This window comes from Chelativorans sp. Marseille-P2723, from assembly GCF_902809845.1.
Lineage (GTDB): Bacteria > Pseudomonadota > Alphaproteobacteria > Rhizobiales > Rhizobiaceae > Chelativorans.
The window spans coordinates 746,473-766,923 of sequence record NZ_CADDWI010000008.1 but is presented as its reverse complement, the minus strand read 5'-3'; the positions used below and the strand labels follow the sequence as shown (position 1 = coordinate 766,923).

Here is a 20,451-nt window from a genome sequence, read left to right as displayed (position 1 = left end):
TCGGGCGCCAAAGAGCGCAGAATACCTGCCTGCCGCGGATGGTCTGCGGAGAATGTGGGAGGAACTCTTAACTGCGTTCAAGGCCATTGCACCGCCTGGCACGACCGTTTCAACAAGGGTCCATGATCGGGACCCGGTACATTGCTCATCACGAGCCGAGCCATTTGCCCGGCCGTTTTCCTCTGGTTGAGGGTTCCGGCTCCGCCGCAAACACCTCGAAGAAATTCGTCTGATCCACCGTCCTCGCCCCGCGCATCGGATTAGAAAGGACCGCGCCCTGGACCCGCGTTGCGGATTTTGCAACGGCATCCGCATAAGGGCACTTCGATGGTTCAGTTGCTGCTTTTATGATTTGATACATCACATGGCAACCCTGAATTCATCTTTCCAATTATGCTCCTTGGGTCTTGATGCGGCTGAAAGCATTGTTTAGCTGCGGTCAGCATCGAATGCATGCAGAAGAATAGGAAGCCGTGGGGAAGCAGCATAGAACGGGAGCCGCACGGAGGCGCAACGCTGGTCGGGCAGGCAGGAACGCTTGTTCTGGACTCTTACGCTTTCTCCTTCTTGCCTTGTCCTTTTTCATGCTCCTTCCCGGTATGGCGGCATCCGAGGCAGAAGAAGCGCTCGTTGCTTATGAGTACCGCATGGCCGGCGATGCAAACCGCACGCGCATGATCGTGTATTTCGACCAGGAACCAGAGGCGGATTGGTTCTTTCTGCGCGGTCCCCACCGGCTCGTCATCGACCTACCGGAAACCAAATTCGCTTTTGAAGCGGGGGCTGCCGAGGCAAGCGGCATGGTCGCCAAGGTGCGGTATGGCCGCATGGGCCCGGAGCATTCCCGCATGATCTTCACCATGCGCAGCCCTTTCACGCTTGATGACCTTTCCATCCTTCAGAACGAGACGTCGCGCGGCTATCGCCTCGTAATCGATATTGCCTCTGCCTCCGAGGAAGCTTTCGAGGCCGCCATGCGTGAGCGCATCGATTCGATTCCAGATGCCGGTACGGGTCACCCGACTTCGGACAGCGGCAGGATGACAAGCGAGCGGTTCACAGTAGCTCTTGACGCGGGACATGGGGGCATCGATGGGGGGGCGCAAGGGGCAAACGGAATTTTCGAGAAAACGATCACGCTAGCCTTTGCGCTCGAATTGAGAAAGAAGCTGGAAGACACCGGCAAGTATAATGTCGTCCTCACGCGTGACAGCGATGTTTTCCTGCGCCTTGACGAGCGCGTGCGCATCGCCCGTGAGAGCAGCGCAGACCTTTTTATTTCCATCCATGCCGACGCAATCCGCATGCGTGATTTTCGGGGCGCGACCGTCTATACGCTCTCAGATCAAGCCTCGGATGCGCAGGCTGCCGCCACCGCGGCGCGCGAAAACCTTTCCGACGAGATTGCCGGAATGGTCATTGAAGAAAGCGAGGATGAGGTTGCTGACATATTGATAGACCTCATACGCCGGGAGACGCACGCCTTTTCCATTCAGTTCGCCCGCACATTGATCGGGAAGCTGAGCGATACCGTTCAGCTTGTGGGAACGCCGCTGCGCTCGGCCGGTTTTCTCGTCCTGAAGGCGCCGGATGTGCCTTCGGTTCTTCTGGAACTCGGTTACCTGTCCAATCCTGAGGATGAAGCCTTGATGCGCGATCCGGAGTGGCGCGGGAAGGCCGCGGATCGAATCGTTGAGGCTATTGCCGCCTTCGCGGCTGCGAAGACAGGCGGCTAACCGCCTCCATGCATTAGGCAAGGTGATTCGTTCGTCTGTTCTTGTCTTGCTAAGTGGGAATTATCCGTTCTTGTCTTGCAATGCCGGGATTATCGGTGCATCCGGCTCGCGGGCATGGGCACGAGGATGCGGTAACCGTTGCAATCTGACAACGCTGGCCAGCTTAATCGTAAGGTATCTCGCAGCTCCGAGGCTCCGCCCCATTTTCCTCACAAGAAAGCGCCAAGGTTTTTCCATCGCGTTTGTAATGATGTTATTGTTGCGCGGTGCTGGCGCGCAAGATGCCACCGGATCGGCGGTCATAGTGGAGCAGGCATGGTACGTCTCTTAGGGTATTTCTTTGGCATCGGGATTATTTTCGCGTTGCTGGCCGCGGCCGGGGTGGCCATTTATGTGGGCGATCTCACTAGGGACCTCCCGGACTATGAGGTTCTCGCCCGCTACGAGCCGCCCGTGACGACGCGCGTGCATGCCTCTGACGGTGCGCTGATGGCCGAGTTTGCGCGCGAGCGGCGCCTTTACCTGCCCATTCAGGCGATTCCCGATCGCGTAAAGGCCGCCTTCCTTTCTGCCGAGGACAAGAATTTCTACACCCACCCCGGTATCGACCTTCTCAGCCTGGTTCGCGCCGTAGTTACCAATGTTCAGAATTTAGGATCGGGCCGCAGGCCAGTCGGCGCTTCGACCATCACCCAGCAGGTTGCAAAAAATTTCCTGCTTACCTCCGACCAGACGATACAGCGCAAGATCAAGGAGATGATGCTGGCCTTCCGAATCGAGCAGGCCTACTCCAAGGACCGGATATTCGAACTCTATCTCAATGAGATCTTCTTTGGCCTCGGCTCCTATGGCGTGGCAGGTGCCGCGCTTGCTTATTACGATAAGACGGTGGAGGACCTGACGATCGCGGAAGCGGCCTACCTTGCCGCGCTGCCCAAGGGACCTTCCAACTATCATCCGTTCCGGCATACCGAGCGCGCAATTGAACGCCGCAACTGGGTAATCGATCAGATGCTGGCGAACGGTTACATTACGGTCGAGGAGGCGGAAAAGGCGAAGGCAACGGATCTGAACGTCAGCCCGCGCCCGCGGGGCAGCTATCTCTTTGCCGCCGATTACTTTACCGAAGAGGTCCGGCGCGAGATCATCGCCCGTTACGGTGAGGATGCGCTTTATGAGGGCGGGCTCTATGTCCGCACCACGCTGGACCCCAAATTGCAGCTTCATGCCCGCAGCGCGTTGCAGAAAGGCCTGATCCGTTACGACACGTTGCGCGGCTTTCGCGGGCCGGTGAGCCGGATCGATGCGTCGGAAGACTGGGGTGAGGGTCTCGGCGAGATCCAGGGCCTGAGCGACGTGCCCGAATGGCGTCTTGCCGTCGTTCTGGAAGCTTCCGGCAGCGAGGTCAAAATCGGCTTGAGACCGGGACGTGAGGTCTCTGGCGCATTGTCGACCGAACGCGAAACCGGCACCATTCACGTAGACGATATGAAATGGGCGCTGCGCCACATTGTGGACGGACGTAGTGTAAGGGCCAGTTCCCCTGCCGAAGTGCTGAAACCGGGCGACGTCGTCTATGTCGAGCCCAAGAAAGAGGACGGTAGCAACTACCTGCTGCGCCAGGTGCCGGAAATCGGCGGAGCGCTGGTTGCCATGGACCCACATACCGGCCGCGTCCTCGCCATGGCGGGGGGCTTCTCCTATGCTGCGTCCGAGTTCAACCGCGCCACACAGGCCTATCGTCAGCCCGGCTCTTCCTTCAAGCCGATTGTCTATGCGGCTGCACTTGACAATGGCTATACGCCCGCGTCCGTTGTGATGGACGCCCCAGTCACGATCCATATCGGTAACCAGGTTTGGGAACCGAAGAATTATGGTGGCGATTTCGCCGGCCCCTCCACGCTGCGCATGGGCATCGAGCGGTCGCGCAACCTCATGACGGTGCGCCTGGCCCAGGACATGGGCATGGATCTTGTCGCCGAGTATGCCGAGCGCTTCGGCATTTACGATAGGATGCCGCCCCATCTGGCCATGTCCCTCGGCTCGGGAGAGACAACGGTGATGCGCATGGTCTCCGCCTACGCGGTCATGGCGAATGGCGGCAAATATATCCAGCCTTCGCTGATCGATCGCATCCAGGATCGTTATGGCAAGACGGTTTACAAGCACGACAACCGCGAATGCGTGGGTTGCACGGCACAGGATTGGAATGGCCAGCCGGAAGCCGAACTCATCGACAATCGCGAGCAGGTGCTCGACCCGATGACCGCCTACCAGATCACCTCCATGATGGAAGGAGTGGTCAAGAGAGGAACAGCCGTATCCATATCCGAACTCGGCCGTCCCATTGCCGGCAAGACGGGGACGACCAATGACGAGAAGGATGCCTGGTTTATTGGCTACACGCCGGATCTCGTCGTGGGCGTCTTCATGGGCTACGATCAGCCACGCTCGATGGGCAAGGGCTCTACTGGCGGCGGACTGGCAGCGCCGATATTCAAGGACTTCATGGCAGAAGCATTGAAGGACATGCGTCCCGTGGACTTCCAGGTTCCCGAAGGCATGAAGCTAGTCGCAATCGACCGCCACACGGGAATGCAGGCTGCACCGGGACAGCCCGGCGTTATCATGGAAGCCTTCAAACCCGGCACCGGCCCTGCTGATGCCTATTGGGTGATAGGCATGGACGAGCTTGGAACCGAGCGCGCAAGGAACATCTCGCCTCAGGCCAATAGAGCCATTACCAGCGGCGCCGGCGGGCTGTTCTGACCAGGGCAGATGCCTGCTCAAAAGGAACAGGACGCTTCCAGGTTGATCGGCTGATGGCGGCGGGCGGTCTCCTGTTGGCGGGAACCATCAGCGAGGGCGCTGATGACCTTGACCTATGCCGGCACCTTGAAACCATCGTGGTGAGACTGTACTTATAAACGTGCCGGTTCCTAACTGAACCATCCTTGGGCAATCGGAGCCCTATGGATCGTAGATGGGAGCCGGTTTCTCGTTTGTTCACACTCCGCAGAAATCCATCCTTCATCCAGCTTTACAGGCGGGGTCCCGCTCCATAAGTTCCGTCCAACAGCAAAACACCGCATTCAGGAACGAGTCAGGAAAGAAGTGCATGCGTACGGAAACCGCGTCTTTGGTCGATGAAATCAGGCAGGCCATAAGCCTGCTGAGGAGGTATCTTTGACTGGGATGAGGCAGTAAAACGTCTCGACTATCTGAACGCGCGTGCAGAGGATGCGGACCTGTGGGAAAACCCGCAGGAGGCGCAGAAGCTGATGCGGGAACGCCAAACGCTGGAAGACAGCATCAACGCGGTAAACGGTTTCGTCCAGACCCTTGAGGACAACATCGAACTCATCGCGCTTGGCGAAGAAGAAGGTGAAGAGCAGATCGTCAAAGAAGCCGAGAGCGCGATCCGCAACCTTCGTGGCGAGATTGCGTCGCGGCAGGTGGAGATGTTGCTTTCGGGCGAGGCGGACGCGAACGATAGCTATCTGGAAATCCACGCCGGCGCTGGCGGTACCGAGAGCCAGGACTGGGCCTCGATGCTGCTGCGCATGTATACGCGCTGGGCCGAGCGGCGGGGGATGAAGGTCGAAGTGCTGGAGATGCATGACGGTGAGGAAGCAGGTATCAAATCGGCGACCATCCTCATCAAGGGGCAGAATGCCTATGGCTGGCTGAAGACGGAATCGGGCGTGCACCGGCTGGTGCGCATCTCTCCTTTCGATAGCAACGCAAGAAGGCACACCTCCTTCGCAAGCGTCTGGGTTTATCCGGTGATCGATGACTCGATCGAGATAGACATTCCCGAGTCCGATGTTCGCATAGATACTTACCGGTCTTCCGGAGCAGGCGGCCAGCACGTCAACACCACCGACTCCGCAGTGCGCATCACCCACTTGCCAACAGGCATCGCGGTTGCGTGCCAACAGGAACGCTCTCAGCACAAGAACAGGGCAAAGGCATGGGAGATGTTGCGCGCCAGGCTTTACGAACTTGAGTTGCAGAGGCGTGAGGAAGCGGCAAATGCCAATGAAGCTACCAAGGGGGACATTGGCTGGGGACACCAGATCCGCTCCTACGTGCTGCAACCCTACCAGTTGGTGAAGGACTTGCGCACGGCGGTGGAGAACCCAAGCCCCCAGGACGTTCTGGACGGCGATCTGGACGAGTTCATGAAGGCATCGCTTTCCCAGCGCGTGGAGGGCAGCGCGGGGGTCGAGGTGGCTGATATCGACTAGAGCAACGGTCTGCCGGGCCGCAGCGACCTGCCGTCGCGCGGCCACTTCCGCATTTGTGAAGTGCCTGCGCGCCGATTAGGCGGTATAGATGATGCTGGCCCGCGCGGACCAGCAGGTTCTTGCCCCCGCATCGGACCGGTTTTGTTTTAAGAAGTCTCAACCGGAGAGGGTGTTATGTGCGGAATCGTCGGCATTGTAGGGCATAACCCAGTTGCACCTTTGATCGTCGATGCCTTGAAGCGGCTTGAATATCGCGGTTATGACTCAGCGGGTGTCGCCACCATCGAGGACGGTAGGCTGGCGCGCAGGCGCGCCGAGGGCAAGCTCATCAATCTGGAAAGGAAGCTGGCCGAGGAGCCGCTGGGCGGCCTGATCGGTATTGGTCATACCCGTTGGGCCACGCACGGCGTGCCCAACGAGGTGAATGCGCATCCGCACTTCTCGGAAAATGTGGCGATCGTCCATAACGGCATCATTGAGAACTTTTCCGAATTGCGCGCCGAGCTGGTGGCCGATGGCTTCGTCTTTGCCTCTCAGACCGATACGGAGGTCGTCGCGCATCTGATAGCGCGCGAATTGATGCGGGGAGCCGCGCCAAAGGATGCCGCCTTTGCTGCGCTGAAGCGGCTACAAGGGGCTTTTGCCCTCGCCCTGCTGTTTCGCGGTGACGAGGATCTTATCGTAGGAGCCCGAAACGGCCCGCCGCTTGCGATCGGCCATGGTGAAGGCGAGATGTATCTTGGCTCCGACGCCATCGCGCTAGCTCCCTTCACAGAGGCCATTACCTATCTGGAAGACGGAGATTGGACGGTGGTGCGGCGCTCCGGTGCAGAGATCTTCGACATGGAGGGACGGACGGTCCAGCGGCAGCAGCAGCAATCGGTGGGGACGAGCTTCCTTGTTGACAAGGGAAATCACCGGCACTTCATGGAAAAGGAAATTCATGAGCAGCCGGAGGTTATCGCGCATACACTGGCACACTATCTCGATTTTACGAATGGCAGCGTGAAGCCCTTTGAGACACCCTTCAACTTTGCAGAGATAGACCGGCTCGCAATCTCTGCCTGCGGCACGGCATACCTTGCTGGCCTCATCGGCAAGTACTGGCTGGAGCGCTATGCGCGCATCCCCGTGGACATCGACATAGCTTCGGAGTTCCGGTACCGCGAGATGCCCTTATCAAACGCTTCGGCCGCGCTCTTTGTCTCCCAGTCGGGCGAGACAGCCGACACGCTTGCTTCACTTCGCTATTGCCGTGCTGAAGGCGTGCCCATCGCTTCCATCGTGAATGTGCGCGATTCTACGATAGCGCGCGAGAGCGACGGCATCTTCCCGACGCTTGCCGGGCCGGAAATCGGGGTCGCGTCCACAAAGGCTTTCACATGCCAGCTTTCGATTTTTGCCTCGCTTGCTGTGCGCGCAGGTCTTGAGCGCGGAACGCTTACGCAGGATGAGGCGCGCGCGATGGTTCGCTCGCTTTCGGAAGCGCCGCGCTATGCAAGCCAGGCTCTGCGGCTGGAAGAGCGGATCGAGAAAATTGCGCGGGAGCTTTCCCAGGTGCGTCATGTGCTCTATCTGGGCCGTGACACCAGTTATCCATTGGCGCTGGAAGGAGCGCTCAAGCTCAAGGAAATCTCCTATATCCATGCTGAAGGTTATGCCGCGGGCGAGTTGAAGCACGGCCCGATCGCGCTCATCGACGAAACCATGCCGGTGATTGTTATCGCCCCGCATGATCGTATCTTCGAGAAAACTGTCTCCAACATGCAGGAGGTCGCGGCGCGGGGAGGGCGCATCATTCTCATTACCGATGAGGAAGGCGCGGCCGGCGCTGCCCTAGATGGCGCCGAGACCATTGTGATGCCAACGATGCCGGAGTTCATTGCGCCGATCGTCTATGCGCTTCCGATTCAGATGTTAGCCTATCACACGGCTGTCGTGATGGGGACGGACGTCGATCAACCCCGCAACCTGGCAAAATCCGTGACGGTGGAGTAGCGATCTGGCGGCTAGCTGCGAAGCTGCATGCAGGAACGTCATCCGGCGCGTAGAAGGCGCACCGCCTCGTCCCTGCCGAAAAGATAAAGCAGGAGCCGCAGCGCCTCGCCGCGTGGGGAAGCAAGCTCCGGATCGCGGGCGAGGATGAGCCGCGCGTCGTCTCGCGCGGTCGCTAGAAGATCGGCGTGGAACTCCAACCTTGCCACTTGGAAGCCTGGCGTGCCGGATTGGCGCGTGCCGAGAAGGTCTCCTTCGCCGCGCAGCCTCAAATCTTCCTCAGCGATCAGGAATCCGTCTTCCGTCTCACGCAGCACCGCAAGCCTGCGCTTTGCCATATCATTCAGGGGCGGCTTGTAGAGAAGGACGCAGGAAGAGGGCCTATCCCCGCGCCCCACACGGCCCCTGAGTTGGTGAAGCTGTGCAAGCCCGAAGCGCTCGGCGTGCTCGATGACGATGATGGTGGCATCGGGCACGTCGACTCCCACCTCCACTACGGTGGTGCCGACGAGAAGACGGGTCTCTCCTGAACGGAAGGCGCTCATGGCCTCATCCTTCTCGCGCGCTGCCATGCGCCCGTGAACAAGCCCGACCTTTCCGCCCAGGACCTGTTTCAACGCAGCGGCCCGATCTTCCGCGGAGGTAACGTCCAGTTCTTCCGATTCCTCCACGAGCGGGCAAATCCAGTAAACCTTCTGGCCCTCCGCAATCGCGCCCTTCAGCCTTTCGATCAGTTCCCCCTGGCGCTCCGCCGGCATGGTGACTGTGCGGATTGGCTTGCGGCCGGCCGGCTTCTCTGTAAGGCGGGAGACATCCATGTCGCCGAAGGCGGACAGCACCAGAGTGCGCGGGATCGGCGTTGCCGTCATCACCAGCATGTCCGGGGCAGCTCCCTTGGCGCTGAGGGCAAGGCGCTGGTGCACGCCGAAACGGTGCTGCTCGTCTATGACCGTAAGCACCAGGTCGCGGAAGCGCACCTGTTCCTGGAAAAGCGCATGGGTTCCAACAACGAAAGCGATCTCGCTTGAGGCGATACCTTCGAGAACGGCCTGGCGCTCGCGGCTCTTTTCGCGACCGGTCAGAAGGGCGGCCTTGAGGCCTGCTGCCTCAGCCAAGGGGGCGATGGTTGCCAGGTGCTGGCGGGCAAGAAGTTCCGTCGGTGCCATGAGGGCAGATTGCCCCCCAGCTTCGGCCGCGCGGGCCATGGCCATGAGCGCCACCACTGTCTTGCCTGCGCCGACATCGCCTTGCAGCATGCGCAGCATGCGTTCTTCCCGGCCAAGATCGGCAAAGATGTCGGCCACCGCCTGCTCCTGCGAGGGCGTGAGTCTGTAAGGCAGTGCAGCCCTGATGCGGGCGGCAAGGGTTCCGTCACCCAGAAGCGGCCTTCCGGCAAGCCGGCGGGTGCGCGCCCGCACAAGGGCGAGCGAAAGCTGACTTGCCAGAAACTCGTCATAGGCAACGCGCCGCCACCACTTTCCTTCGGGAGAAACATCCTGGGCGCATTGCGGATCGTGAAGGCGCTGGAGCGCGTTTTTGAAGGAGGGCATATCGAGTTTGGCTCGCAAGCTTTCGTCCTGCCATTCAGGCAGCTCTGGAAGGCGTGCCACTGCATGGCTGATAGCCCTTCGCAGAACCTTTGGCGAAAGCCCTGCGGTTAGCGGATAAACCGGCTCGAAGGAGGGAAGCGAGGCAGCATCCGAGGCAGGAACTATATGATCGGGATGTACCATGGAGGGCCGGCCGTTGAACCAGTCCATTCGGCCGGAAACCAGTACCTTCGCCCCGATCGGCAGCACCTTCTCCAAGTAAGCAGCCTGCGCGTGGAAGAAGGTAAGCGCGATCTCCCCCGTCTCATCAAAAGCGAATACGCGGTATGGAACATTCTTGCGGCCGCGCGGTGCGGGTTGATGACCGGCGACGGTGAGCGAGAGAGTGACGATTGCGCCTTGCGGAGCACGCGCAACGCCGGGCCGGTTGCTCCGGTCGATCAGCGCGTGAGGAAGCACAAACAGAAGATCGCGCACGCGAAGCGGGCGGCCAGTGAGGTCTGCGGGAACGACATTGGAGATCAAGCCGGCGAGCCGAGTACCGATGCCTTCCAGCGTAGTTGCAGGTGCAAAAAGGGGATCAAGGACTGAAGGACGCATGACGGCAACTTAGATGGATGAAGCGGCGGAGGAAATCCTCCGCACAGGCTGACATTCTGGTTACGAGACGCTATATGCGCTTTCTCATCGTGAAAGGCACCAAAATGACCGGAACCACACGCTCCAGCGCCGATCTCGCTCCGCGCAGGCGCCGCTCGCTCATCAGAGCCTGGCGCCGCGGCATGCGCGAGATGGATCTTGTCTTGGGCGGCTTTGCAGATACTTACCTCGACTCGCTTACGGAAGAAGAGCTTGCTGCCTTCGAGGCATTGCTGGAAGTGCCGGATGTGACGCTTCTTTCATGGATAACAGGTGAGGCAACTGTGAAGCCGCCGCACGATACGCCCCTTTTTGAACGCATTCGGGCGACTTGCAGGACAAGTGCTGTCTGACACAACGACTGTCATGAATAAACTGATCAAGACTACCGGCCTTGCTGGTAACCGGAAGCGGTCGGTGATTGTCGACGGCGTTGCCGATGGCTACGAAGCTTTTGCCCTGGCGCAGCTTTCTTCCGAAATCGCGCCTGATGGGCCCATGATTTTCGTGGTGCGCGATGGCCAGCGTCTTCCGCTGATTGGAGACGTTCTGCGCTTTGCTGCGCCCGGCCTTCCGCTTCTGGAACTGCCCGCCTGGGACTGCCTGCCCTATGACCGTGTCTCGCCCGGAGCGGACGCGGCGGCTCGACGTCTGGATGCGCTTGCCGCCATGGCTGCGCTCCAGAAAAACCCGCACAGGGCCCTTGTGCTGGTCAGTGCCAATGCGCTCATCCAGCGCATGCCGCCTGCATCCAGTATTGCCGCGCAGGGCTTCCGTGCACGGCCTGGCAACCAGGTGGATATGGAAGAACTTACGGCGCGGTTGGAAAAGAGCGGCTTCGAGCGCGTCCCCACTGTGCGCGACATCGGGCAATATGCTGTGCGCGGTGGCATTCTCGATCTCTTCGCTCCCGGCTGGGAGGAGGCCGTGCGTCTTGATTTCTTTGGCGATACGCTGGAATCGATTCGCGCCTTCGACGTGGCGACGCAGCGTACGACCGGACAACAGAACGAGATTTCGCTTCAAGCGATGAGCGAGGTGTCGCTAACGCCTGAAACGATCAGCCGCTTCCGCCGCAATTATATCGAGGCTTTCGGAGCGCCGTCTCGTGACGACGCTCTTTATGCGGCGGTTTCCGAAGGACGGCGTTTTGCGGGCATGGAGCACTGGCTGCCGCTGTTTTATGACCGGCTGGAGACGGTGTTCGACTATCTGCCCGATGCGCCTCTGGTGCTCGATCATCTGGCTCATGAAGCTATCCGTGAGAGATTCGCGCTGATCACCGATCATTACGAAGCGCGCATGCGGCAGGCTTCCGAAGGAGCGGGTATCGGCGAGGCGGTACCCTACAAGCCCGTCGAGCCGCAGCGGCTTTACCTAAGCCCTGAAGAGGTCTCGGAGGCTGCGGAAGGTCGGCACTTCTTTCGCTTCACGCCCTTCGCCACCCCGGGGGAGAGCGCCAAAGAGGTCGCCCATGCTGGCGCGCAGGGAGGACGCAGCTTTGCCGAGGAAAGAGCAGATCCGAAGGCGAATGTCTTCGAGCATGTGGCAAGGCATATCGGCACGCTGAGGGCGGAGGGTAAGAAGGTGCTGGTTGCCGGCTGGAGCCAGGGATCGACCGAGCGGCTCGGCCAGATCCTGGCCGAGCATGGGCTTGAGGGCTTTCAACGGGTGGAAAGCCTTGCCGATCTTGAGAGGCTGCCTAAAGGTAAGGCCGGGCTCGGCGTTCTGCCGCTCGAAGCTGGTTTCGAGACGGCTTCATTCACCGTCGTCGCTGAGCAGGACATTCTGGGCGACCGCCTGATCCGGCGCACGAAGAGAAGGCGCAAAGCCTCTGATTTTATTTCGGAAGTAAATGCACTTTCTGCCGGGGATATCGTCGTCCATGCTGATCATGGCATTGGCCGCTTCGTGGGGCTCAAGTCCATTGAGGCCGTAGGAGCGCCGCACGAGTGTCTGGAGATCCGCTACGCAGGCGACGACCGGCTGTTCCTGCCGGTTGAGAATATCGAGCTTCTTTCCCGCTACGGCTCCGATGCCGCGGAAGCGGTGCTCGACAAGCTCGGAGGCGTTGCCTGGCAGTCGCGCAAGGCGAAGCTTAAGAAGCGGCTGCTTGAGATGGCGGGCGACCTGATCAAGCTTGCGGCCGAAAGACAGATGCGTCCTGCGGCCAAGCTTGCACCGCCCGAAGGCCTTTATGGCGAGTTTGCGGCCCGTTTTCCTTATGACGAGACGGATGACCAGCAAAACGCTATTGAGGCAGTGATCGAAGATCTCACCTCCGGCCGTCCCATGGACCGTCTCGTCTGTGGTGACGTCGGGTTTGGGAAGACCGAGGTTGCCTTAAGGGCTGCCTTTATCGCCGCCATGGAGGGTGTTCAGGTTGCCGTGGTGGTGCCCACGACGCTGCTCGCACGCCAGCACTTCAAGACCTTCCGCGAGCGTTTCATGGGCCTGCCTATATCGGTGCGCCAAGCCTCGCGCCTCGTCGGCTCCAAGGAACTCGCGCAGACAAAGAGGGGGATAGCTGAGGGTACGGTGGATATCGTCATTGGCACCCATGCGCTTCTGGGCAACTCCGTTACGTTCAAGAATTTGGGACTGCTGATCATCGACGAGGAGCAGCATTTCGGCGTAAAGCACAAGGAGCGGCTGAAGGAACTGAAGTCGGACGTGCATGTGCTCACGCTCTCGGCAACGCCCATTCCCCGCACATTGCAACTGGCGCTAACGGGCGTGCGCGAATTGTCATTGATTGCTACGCCGCCGGTCGACAGGCTCGCGGTACGGACGTTCATCTCACCGTTCGACCCGCTGGTGATCCGCGAGACGCTGCTGCGCGAACGCTATCGCGGCGGCCAAAGCTTTTACGTCGTACCGCGTGTTTCCGACCTGGAAGAGGTGAAGGAGTTCCTGGCCCAGGAAGTCCCGGAGCTGAAGGTGGCTACGGCCCACGGGCAGCTTCCGGCGGGCGAGCTCGACGACATCATGAATGCCTTCTATGAGGGCAAGTATGATGTACTGCTTTCCACCACGATTGTGGAATCGGGCCTGGATATACCAACGGCCAACACGCTGATCGTGCATCGGGCAGACATGTTCGGGCTTGCGCAGCTTTACCAGCTTCGCGGGCGTGTAGGCCGCTCCAAGGTGCGGGCCTATGCGCTCTTCACATTGCCGGCCAACAAGACGCTGACGCCAACGGCGGAAAGGCGTCTTAAAGTGCTGCAATCGCTGGATACGCTGGGCGCGGGGTTCCAGCTGGCAAGTCATGATCTCGACATTCGCGGTGCGGGAAATCTTCTTGGAGAGGAGCAGTCTGGGCATATCAGGGAAGTGGGTTACGAGCTCTACCAGCAGATGCTGGAAGAAGCGGTCGCAGAACTGCGCGGCGGAGGCGAGGCGCTAGACACCGGCTGGTCGCCGCAGATCACCGTCGGCACCGCCGTCATGATCCCGGAAAGCTACGTACCTGATCTCCAGCTTCGCCTGGGCCTTTACCGGCGTCTTGGCGAGTTGACGACAACGGAAGAGATCGACGCTTTTGGGGCGGAGCTGATCGACCGCTTCGGCCCTCTGCCGGTGGAGGTGGAGCACCTCCTGAAAGTGGTGTTCATCAAGGCGCTTTGCCGCCGGGCGAATGTGGAGAAGCTGGATGCTGGTCCGAAGGGCGTGGTGCTCCACTTCCGCAACCAGGCTTTTCCCGAGCCAGCCGGCCTTGTGCGCTTCATTGGCGAGCAGGGGCAGCTTGCCAAGATCAGGCCGGATCAGAGCGTGGTGTTCATCCGCGACTGGCCAACGCCGGAGAAGCGCCTTTCCGGAGCAGCGGTGATCATGACGCAACTGGTACGGCTTGCGGAAAGACAGGCAGCATAAAGGGACGGCGGTGCCGTCATGCTGCCAAGCCAGGTGCCTTCGCAGGATCAAGCCTCGTTCTGGTCGAGCAGGCCCTTCGCCTTGGCCTCTGCCACCTTCGAAACCGCATCGGCGAGCGTCTCGGGCGGCTGGGCGCCTGTCAGCACATAGCGGCCTTCAAGGAGAAAGCAGGGTACCCCCGTGATGCCCATGCGGTTCGACGCTGCAATCTCCGCCTCAACCTCCGTCCGGCCGGCATTGGTGGCGAGGAGCTTCATAACAGAGTCGGCGTCCATGCCTGCATGACGCGCAGCATCAGACAGTACGGCGTGGTCGCCTATATTCGCCCCTTCCTCAAAATAGAGGCCGAAAAGCCGGGAGACGAGCCGTGATTGCACATCCTCGCTGAGGGTCCCGGCCCAGCGGATCACCCGGTGCGAGTCAAGCGTGTTGGGCGCAATCCTGATCGCAGAAAAATCGAAGGGGATGCCTGCCGCCGCCCCAAGCTCGCGCAAACGCTCATGGGCAGCATCGATCCGCTCACGATTGCCAAATTTTGCGAGCATGTAGCTCTCCCGTTCCAGCCCTTCCCGCGGGATCGAAGGATCGAGCTGGAAAGGCCGCCAGCGCACAGATCTGGACAGCTCTGGCAGGCTTTCAAGTGCGCGTTCCAGATAACGCTTGCCAAGGTAGCACCAAGGGCAGACGACGTCCGATACGACGTCGATGACGATTGCGGGTTCTTTTTCCACATCTCTCCCTTTCTTACTGGGGCTTGCGCCACCAGGCAGACAGGTCAAACCCGTCCAGTGGGTTTACGTCCGGATGATCGAGATAGTTCCAGTAGGCGATCCACTGCAGCGTATTGTGCTGGGTTGGGACCATATAGGCCCCGGAGATTAGAAGCCGGTCGAGTGCGCGCACTGCGGCAACATAAGTCTCCTGGTCGCGCGCATTGAGCATTGCCTCGATCATGGCGTCGACTGCGGGATCGGCAACGCCGGCCAGATTGAAGGAACCTTCGGCATTGGCGGACTCGGAGCCCCAGCGGCCGACCTGCTCGATGCCGGGGGAAAGCGAGCCGGAAAAGCCTACGCCTGCAATCAGCATGTCGAACTGGAAAGCTTGCTTTCGCTGCTGCATCTGGGAATCATCGAGCACCCGCAGGGAAACCTGAACGCCGATCCGGGCAAGCGCACGCTGATAGACGCTCGCAATACGCTCCTGCTCTCCGGGAACGATGAGGATCTCGAAGGCCAGGCCCCTCCCGGATGCATCCTGTAGAACGCCGTTCTTCAGGCTGTATCCGGCCGTTCTTAACAAGGCGAGCGCCTCGCGCATCATCTCCCGGTCAAGACCGTCTTTGCCATCCACGCCGTAGGTGCCGTCCATAACTGAGGGCAGGACTTTGTCCACGTATGGTGCAAGAAGCTTCCGTTCAATCTCGTTCGCCGGCCTGCCGAGCGCTGAAAGCTCCGAGTTCTGCCAGTAGCTCAGCGTCCGGCGGTATTTCCCGTCATAAACGTTTCTGTTCACCCATTCGAAATCGTAGAGCATCGAGAGCGCGCGGCGCACTCTGGGATCGGAGAACTTTTCCTGACGTGTGTTGAAGACGAAGCCGACGACCACCGGGGGAATTTTCGACTCAAAGGATTCGACGACTACATCGCCTCTCTGCGCGGCGGGAAAGTTGAAATCGCGCGCCACGTGGTTCGGATCGAGCCCGGTATAGACCGGCCCGCCATAGGCTGAGCAAAGCCCTTTCTTGAAGGCCTCGAACTGGGAGTTGCTGTTCAGGAAATAGTCGACGCGGATGCGGTCATAGTTGTGAAATCCGCGCATGGAGGGTTTATCCGCCGCCCAATATTCGGGATTGCGCCGGTAGACGATGCGGCGGCCGGGATCAACCGCTTCTATGGTGTAAGGGCCACTGCCGATCAAAGGCTTGAGCGTGGATTGGTCGAACGCCTCGCGCTCGAAAGCGTGTGCTGGTATGATAGGTGTAAGCGCCACGATAAGCGGAAATTCGCGATCCGATTTTTCGTTGAAGGTGAACCGTACGATGTGCTCGCCGATCTTCTCTAGCTTTGCGATCCGGTCCATGCGGGTGCTGTAGGGCGGGCGGCCCTTCTCGGCGAAGGTTTCATAGGTAAAGATGACGTCCTCGGGCGTGACTGGCTTGCCGTCCGACCATCGGGCGTCGGGATCGAGGTGAAATTCCGCATAGGTGCGGCCTTCGTCCATCACAACCGATTTGGCCAGCAGACCGTAGAGGGAAAACGGCTCTGCCCGGCTCCGGCGCATCAGCGGCTCGAAGACCAGATTACCGAAGATCGCGTCGGTTACCCCGCGGGCCGTTGTGCGCATGCTTTTCAGAATGAAGGGATTCAGGTTGTCGAAGGTGCCTACGACGCAATAGGTGATTTCGCCCCCCTTCGGAGCTTCAGGATTGGCATAGGGAAAATGCGTGTACCCGGCAGGCATGCCTGGTTTGCCATTCATGGCAATTCCATGTGCGGGGATGTCCTGCGCCTGTACCGGTGCTGCGCAGGCAAGCCCCAGGGCAAGCGCCAGAATCAGGAAGGTACGAATCATCAAAGACCTCATCTCAAACTTCGAGTGTCTCACGCTTCAAACAGTTCACAATAAGGCGGGTGTCTTGCCCGATCCTGCAGTTCGCGCCAATCGCATGCGAAAACACTGGAGCCTTGGGGATGAACACTGGATTCGCGGCCATATGCAGTGTAACACGCGCGCAAGCCTTGCTGTCGCCGCATTCGATGGCAAGGGAATGCGTCGTAATGGCGTAGCTGCCGGTGGGATTTCAAGAGGAAGGTATCAATGATAGGCCAAAATGCGAAAGCATACCGTTTGCCGGCCGCCTTGTTCGGCGCGCTGTGCATGGTTGGCATCGGGGGCAGCGGTCAGGCGCTGGCGCAGCAGGCACAGCAGGAGCCGCCGCAGGGCTGGTTCAAGGCGTGCACGAAGCAGGAAGACGTGGACGTCTGCAACGTTCAGTTTCTTCGTCGCGCTGAAACAGGTCAGCTTCTGACCAGCGTGAATTTGATAGAAGTGAAAGGCAAGGTGAATCGCAGCGTGCTGCAGATCGCGGTGCCGTCGGGACGTCTCATACCACCGGGAATTGGGCTTCAGGTCGACGGCGGCACGACACAGAAGATTGAATATGCCATCTGCGTTCCGGATCGCTGCGTAGCTGAAGCACCCCTTACAGACCAGGTGGTCTCAGCCTTCAAACGCGGCTCTGAACTGACGCTCACCTCCGTCAATTTCCAGAACCAGCCGAATCCGATCAAGGTCACGCTTCAGGGCTTCACCAACGCCTTTGACGGCGAGCCGTTGCAGCAGAGCGACCTCGACGAGCGCCAGAAGAGGCTCGAAGAGTTCGTAAGCAAGAACAACCAGGAATTTGTCGATAAGCTGAAGCAGGCTCAGGAGCAGGCAAAGCAGCAGTCGCAATAAGCTGCTCGAAACGGTTCCGTGGGTCGACAGTTACTCGGTCGAGTCATGGCGATCCTGCCATGGCTTTCCGATACGAGCATCTGCTTCAGGCGGCGGCTCAGAATCGACCAGCGATTGGGCTAGCGTGAACGAGTAAGCCATCGCAGCATCCATCGAAACGCTGCAATGGCTTAAGCTCTTGTTTTTCAGAGTTCCGGGAGGTAACCAGTATCCAGTTTTCCTCAGGTTCCTCTAGTGCGTGTGCTTTTGGTGCGGCATGTATTTGCCATTTGCCATGCGCACAAAAAATTCCGATAGCTGGGGATGGCTCACCGGCTCGCCTGACTCATCTTCCAGAAGATTTTGCTCGGAAACATACGCGACGTACTGGGTTTCTTCGTTTTCCGCCAGCAGATGATAGAAGGGCTGATCCTTGGATGGTCGAATCTCTGCCGGTATGGCCTGGTACCACTCCTCGGTGTTGTTGAATTCGGGATCGACATCGAAGACTACGCCCCGAAAGGGAAAGAGCCGGTGGCGGACCACCTGGCCGATCGCGAATTTTGCTTTTCTGATCTTTTGCATCGCTTCCTGCCTTCGCTCTTATGTGACGTTGTTTTCGTCACAGTTCAACCCGTCCCTTCGTGAAGGTGACGCCGGATGATAGAAATGGTTCAATGACAGGATTCGTTGCCGCCATCTTGGCCACGGGAGACTCTAGGGAAGCAGTTCCCGGGAGGGACGTAGAAAATCCGGCAGAAGGGCCGCGAAGCCGCTGCCCGGGTACATGCCCTCCCGCATGAAGAAGCCTCGCAGGTGCGGAAGGCTTCCCAGAAGCCCCAGGCCGGCGCTCCTTGCAAGCTGAGCCGGCAAGAGGTCGGAAAGAAGCGACGCGTTGACCAGATTGACGGCGCTGCTTCGCGCCAGCACATCCGGACGGCGGCGCGCATCATAGTGCCGGAGTGGTTCGGTCGCACCTGGGTCGGAAGCGTAAGCGCTGGCCACCTGGGCAAGATCCATGACATCCCGTAGGCTTAGATTGAGCCCCTGCGCGGTTATTGGCGGAAAGACATGGGCGGCCTCACCGACAAGCGCCACCCTGCGGCTGGCAAAACGGGCAGGCATAGCAGTCGAAAGGGGAAAAACCTGCCGGTTGGGCTCGACCGTAGCTTTTCCCAGAAAGGATTGCTGTCGCTCCTCAATACGCCGGGAGAGAGTATCGTCGTCGAGCGCGGCAAGCTCATTGGCGTGATTTGGCCGGGTCACCCAGACGAGGCTGGACCGGAAGCCGCCTGGCAGGGGAACCTGCGTGCAGGGTCCATACTCCGTGTGAAACTCCGTCGAGGAGAAGCCGTGATGGCGCGCATGCGCAAAGTTTAAAACCAACGCGCTTTGCGGAAGCTTGCGCGTAGTCACCGTGATTCCCGCAGCCGCCCGTGCGGGAGAATTGCGGCCATCGGCGGCAACGGCCAACGAGGCTCTAAGGACGGTGCCGTCCGCAAGCTGCGCCTCTGCGTGATCGGCGGTCAGGTCCCAATGTGCCACGAGGCTGTCGTGCCATGTGATTTCGGGACATTGGCGCACAATCCCGGCCAAGGTGGCATTGAGCTCTGCATTTGGAATATTGAGGCCGAACGCCTCCTGGCCGATCTCGGCGGCGTGGAACGTGACCACGGGGCTGCGGATGAGACGCTGGGTGGCATCGATGATTCGCATTGTCCTCAGGGGAGCGGCGACACGATCGATCTGCTCCGCAAGGCCCAGCCGGCCAAGAAAATCCAGCGCCGGGCGCATTAATGCGGTTGTACGTTTGTCTTGGATATTCGGGCCAGGGCCAACAAGAAAGACCTTGCGACCCATCTTAGCGAGCGCCAGAGCCGCAGCCATTCCGGCTGGCCCTGTGCCTGCGACGAGGATTTTCTGCTTCACTTCATTCATTGGGCCGGACAACCGCCTCCTTGCGCGGCGCACGGCCGGATGAAGTATAGCAGCGATCCGCCCTAATCAAGGCGGCATTCGGTCCGAAAGCGGTCAGAAGGGCGAATTGGCTTTTCCACATGCGACAGGGCTGTAGTACTGAGCAGTTTCGCCGGAGCGTGATAAAGACGTGTGCCGACGTTATGGTGAAAAGGAAAGACAATGCTTGCAGGAAGAGGAGCGGTGCGGGACGAACCAGGCTGGAGCGCCTATCCGGGAAAGCGCGAGAATGGGCGCACTGCAAGCGTACGGGACCAGCAGTTTCGATGACGAGGAAAAAAGTCACTGCGCCTCAGGCAAAGGCCTTCTCTGTTCATCTGCTTACTGCGTCCGGCTCGTTCCTTGCCTTTCTTTCCTTGGTGGCGGCGAGCGAGGAACGCTGGACGGCGATGTTCTGGTGGCTGGGGCTTGCCCTTCTGGTTGACGGAATCGACGGCCCGATTGCACGCAGGCTGCAGGTAAAGGACGTGCTGCCCACCTGGTCCGGCGACATGCTGGACAACATCATCGATTATGTCACCTACGTGCTCATCCCTGCCTTCGCCCTCTACCAGAGCGGCTTCATGGGGGAGGGGCTTTCCTTCCTTTCCGCTGCCGTCATAGTGGTGTCGAGCGCAATCTATTATGCCGACACGGGCATGAAGACGAAGGAGAACTTCTTCAAGGGTTTCCCCGTCGTCTGGAACATGGTGGTATTCACGCTCTTTGTCATTGAGCCGGGGGAATATTTCTCGTTCGCCGTGGTGATGATCTCGGCGGTCTTCACCTTCTTGCCTGTTCATTTTCTGCATCCTGTCCGCGTCAAGCGGTTGCGGGTGCTCAATTTTAGCGTCTTCCTTGCCTGGTGCGCGCTGGGGGGCATGGCGCTCCTGCAGGACATGCAGGTCCACGCGCTCGTGAAAGCGGGGATCGGCGTGTCGGGCTTATATCTTTATGGCATCGGCGCTGTGATGCAGGCGTTTCCCCAACTGGGACGGAAGAGGATGTGAA

General features: G+C 59.7%; 13 protein-coding genes. 8 read left to right on the top strand and 5 right to left on the bottom strand.

Annotated elements, in window-relative coordinates; all coding sequences use genetic code 11:
* The first annotated feature begins 584 nt into the window (after window positions 1-584).
* The 4 genes from HUS57_RS05410 to glmS all read left to right on the top strand — a co-directional run bounded on the left by HUS57_RS05410 (window position 585) and on the right by glmS (window position 7,984).
* On the top strand, window positions 585-1,736 hold the full coding sequence (locus HUS57_RS05410; protein ID WP_173931858.1) for an N-acetylmuramoyl-L-alanine amidase: 1,152 nt from the start codon (window positions 585-587) through the stop codon (window positions 1,734-1,736).
* Between the two features lie 315 nt (window positions 1,737-2,051).
* Complete coding sequence (locus HUS57_RS05405; protein ID WP_173931857.1) at window positions 2,052-4,505, top strand: penicillin-binding protein 1A; 2,454 nt, start codon at window positions 2,052-2,054, stop codon at window positions 4,503-4,505.
* Window positions 4,506-4,854: 349 nt separating this feature from the next.
* Window positions 4,855-5,986 (top strand): peptide chain release factor 2 gene (gene prfB, locus HUS57_RS05400; protein ID WP_173931856.1). Its coding sequence is split into 2 segments (ribosomal slippage): window positions 4,855-4,920 and window positions 4,922-5,986, totalling 1,131 coding nucleotides; the frame shifts between segments, so codons are not numbered across the junction.
* 174 nt (window positions 5,987-6,160) lie between these two features.
* The gene (glmS, locus tag HUS57_RS05395) at window positions 6,161-7,984 is read left to right on the top strand and encodes a glutamine--fructose-6-phosphate transaminase (isomerizing) (protein WP_173931855.1); all 1,824 of its coding nucleotides are present in this window, start codon (window positions 6,161-6,163) and stop codon (window positions 7,982-7,984) included.
* A 38-nt stretch (window positions 7,985-8,022) separates the two neighbouring features.
* Here the strand turns inward: glmS and recG are convergent, their stop codons facing one another.
* A complete protein-coding gene (gene recG, locus HUS57_RS05390) occupies window positions 8,023-10,131 on the bottom strand; it encodes an ATP-dependent DNA helicase RecG (RefSeq protein ID WP_173931854.1) in 2,109 nt (702 codons plus the stop codon).
* A 104-nt stretch (window positions 10,132-10,235) separates the two neighbouring features.
* Between recG and HUS57_RS05385 the strand changes: the two genes are divergently transcribed.
* Both HUS57_RS05385 and mfd read left to right on the top strand, forming a co-directional pair.
* A complete protein-coding gene (locus HUS57_RS05385) occupies window positions 10,236-10,523 on the top strand; it encodes a succinate dehydrogenase assembly factor 2 (RefSeq protein ID WP_173931853.1) in 288 nt (95 codons plus the stop codon).
* Between the two features lie 13 nt (window positions 10,524-10,536).
* Entirely contained in the window at window positions 10,537-14,046 is a 3,510-nt protein-coding gene (gene mfd / locus HUS57_RS05380; RefSeq protein WP_173931852.1) for a transcription-repair coupling factor, read from the top strand.
* 47 nt (window positions 14,047-14,093) lie between these two features.
* On the opposite strand, the gene HUS57_RS05375 is transcribed toward mfd, so the two are convergent.
* Together HUS57_RS05375 and HUS57_RS05370 are read right to left on the bottom strand one after the other, a co-directional pair.
* Window positions 14,094-14,777, bottom strand: a complete 684-nt coding sequence (locus tag HUS57_RS05375) for a DsbA family oxidoreductase (RefSeq protein ID WP_173931851.1) — start codon at window positions 14,775-14,777, stop codon at window positions 14,094-14,096.
* Window positions 14,778-14,790: 13 nt separating this feature from the next.
* Complete coding sequence (locus HUS57_RS05370; RefSeq protein ID WP_246727779.1) at window positions 14,791-16,527, bottom strand: extracellular solute-binding protein; 1,737 nt, start codon at window positions 16,525-16,527, stop codon at window positions 14,791-14,793.
* Window positions 16,528-16,866: 339 nt separating this feature from the next.
* Here HUS57_RS05370 and HUS57_RS05365 point away from each other — a divergent pair, with 339 nt between their 5' ends.
* Window positions 16,867-17,505, top strand: a complete 639-nt coding sequence (locus HUS57_RS05365) for an invasion associated locus B family protein (protein ID WP_173931849.1) — start codon at window positions 16,867-16,869, stop codon at window positions 17,503-17,505.
* Window positions 17,506-17,736: 231 nt separating this feature from the next.
* Here the strand turns inward: HUS57_RS05365 and hspQ are convergent, their stop codons facing one another.
* A complete protein-coding gene (gene hspQ / locus HUS57_RS05360) occupies window positions 17,737-18,069 on the bottom strand; it encodes a heat shock protein HspQ (RefSeq protein WP_173931848.1) in 333 nt (110 codons plus the stop codon).
* 132 nt (window positions 18,070-18,201) lie between these two features.
* Window positions 18,202-19,422, bottom strand: a complete 1,221-nt coding sequence (locus HUS57_RS05355; protein WP_173931847.1) for a UbiH/UbiF family hydroxylase — start codon at window positions 19,420-19,422, stop codon at window positions 18,202-18,204.
* A 305-nt stretch (window positions 19,423-19,727) separates the two neighbouring features.
* Here HUS57_RS05355 and pcsA point away from each other — a divergent pair, with 305 nt between their 5' ends.
* Window positions 19,728-20,450: a phosphatidylcholine synthase gene (gene pcsA / locus HUS57_RS05350; protein WP_173931846.1), complete on the top strand. Its 723-nt coding sequence runs from the start codon at window positions 19,728-19,730 to the stop codon at window positions 20,448-20,450.
* The last annotated feature ends 1 nt before the right edge of the window (window position 20,451 follow it).

Coding starts and splice junctions, on each gene's coding strand:
- HUS57_RS05410 (WP_173931858.1), top strand. CDS start 585: ATGCTCCTTCCCGGTATGGCGGCATCCGAGGCAGAAGAAGCGCTCGTT.
- HUS57_RS05405 (WP_173931857.1), top strand. CDS start 2,052: ATGGTACGTCTCTTAGGGTATTTCTTTGGCATCGGGATTATTTTCGCG.
- glmS (WP_173931855.1), top strand. CDS start 6,161: ATGTGCGGAATCGTCGGCATTGTAGGGCATAACCCAGTTGCACCTTTG.
- recG (WP_173931854.1), bottom strand. CDS start 10,131: ATGCGTCCTTCAGTCCTTGATCCCCTTTTTGCACCTGCAACTACGCTG.
- HUS57_RS05385 (WP_173931853.1), top strand. CDS start 10,236: ATGACCGGAACCACACGCTCCAGCGCCGATCTCGCTCCGCGCAGGCGC.
- mfd (WP_173931852.1), top strand. CDS start 10,537: ATGAATAAACTGATCAAGACTACCGGCCTTGCTGGTAACCGGAAGCGG.
- HUS57_RS05370 (WP_246727779.1), bottom strand. CDS start 16,527: ATGAATGGCAAACCAGGCATGCCTGCCGGGTACACGCATTTTCCCTAT.
- HUS57_RS05365 (WP_173931849.1), top strand. CDS start 16,867: ATGATAGGCCAAAATGCGAAAGCATACCGTTTGCCGGCCGCCTTGTTC.
- hspQ (WP_173931848.1), bottom strand. CDS start 18,069: ATGCAAAAGATCAGAAAAGCAAAATTCGCGATCGGCCAGGTGGTCCGC.
- HUS57_RS05355 (WP_173931847.1), bottom strand. CDS start 19,422: ATGAATGAAGTGAAGCAGAAAATCCTCGTCGCAGGCACAGGGCCAGCC.
- pcsA (WP_173931846.1), top strand. CDS start 19,728: ATGACGAGGAAAAAAGTCACTGCGCCTCAGGCAAAGGCCTTCTCTGTT.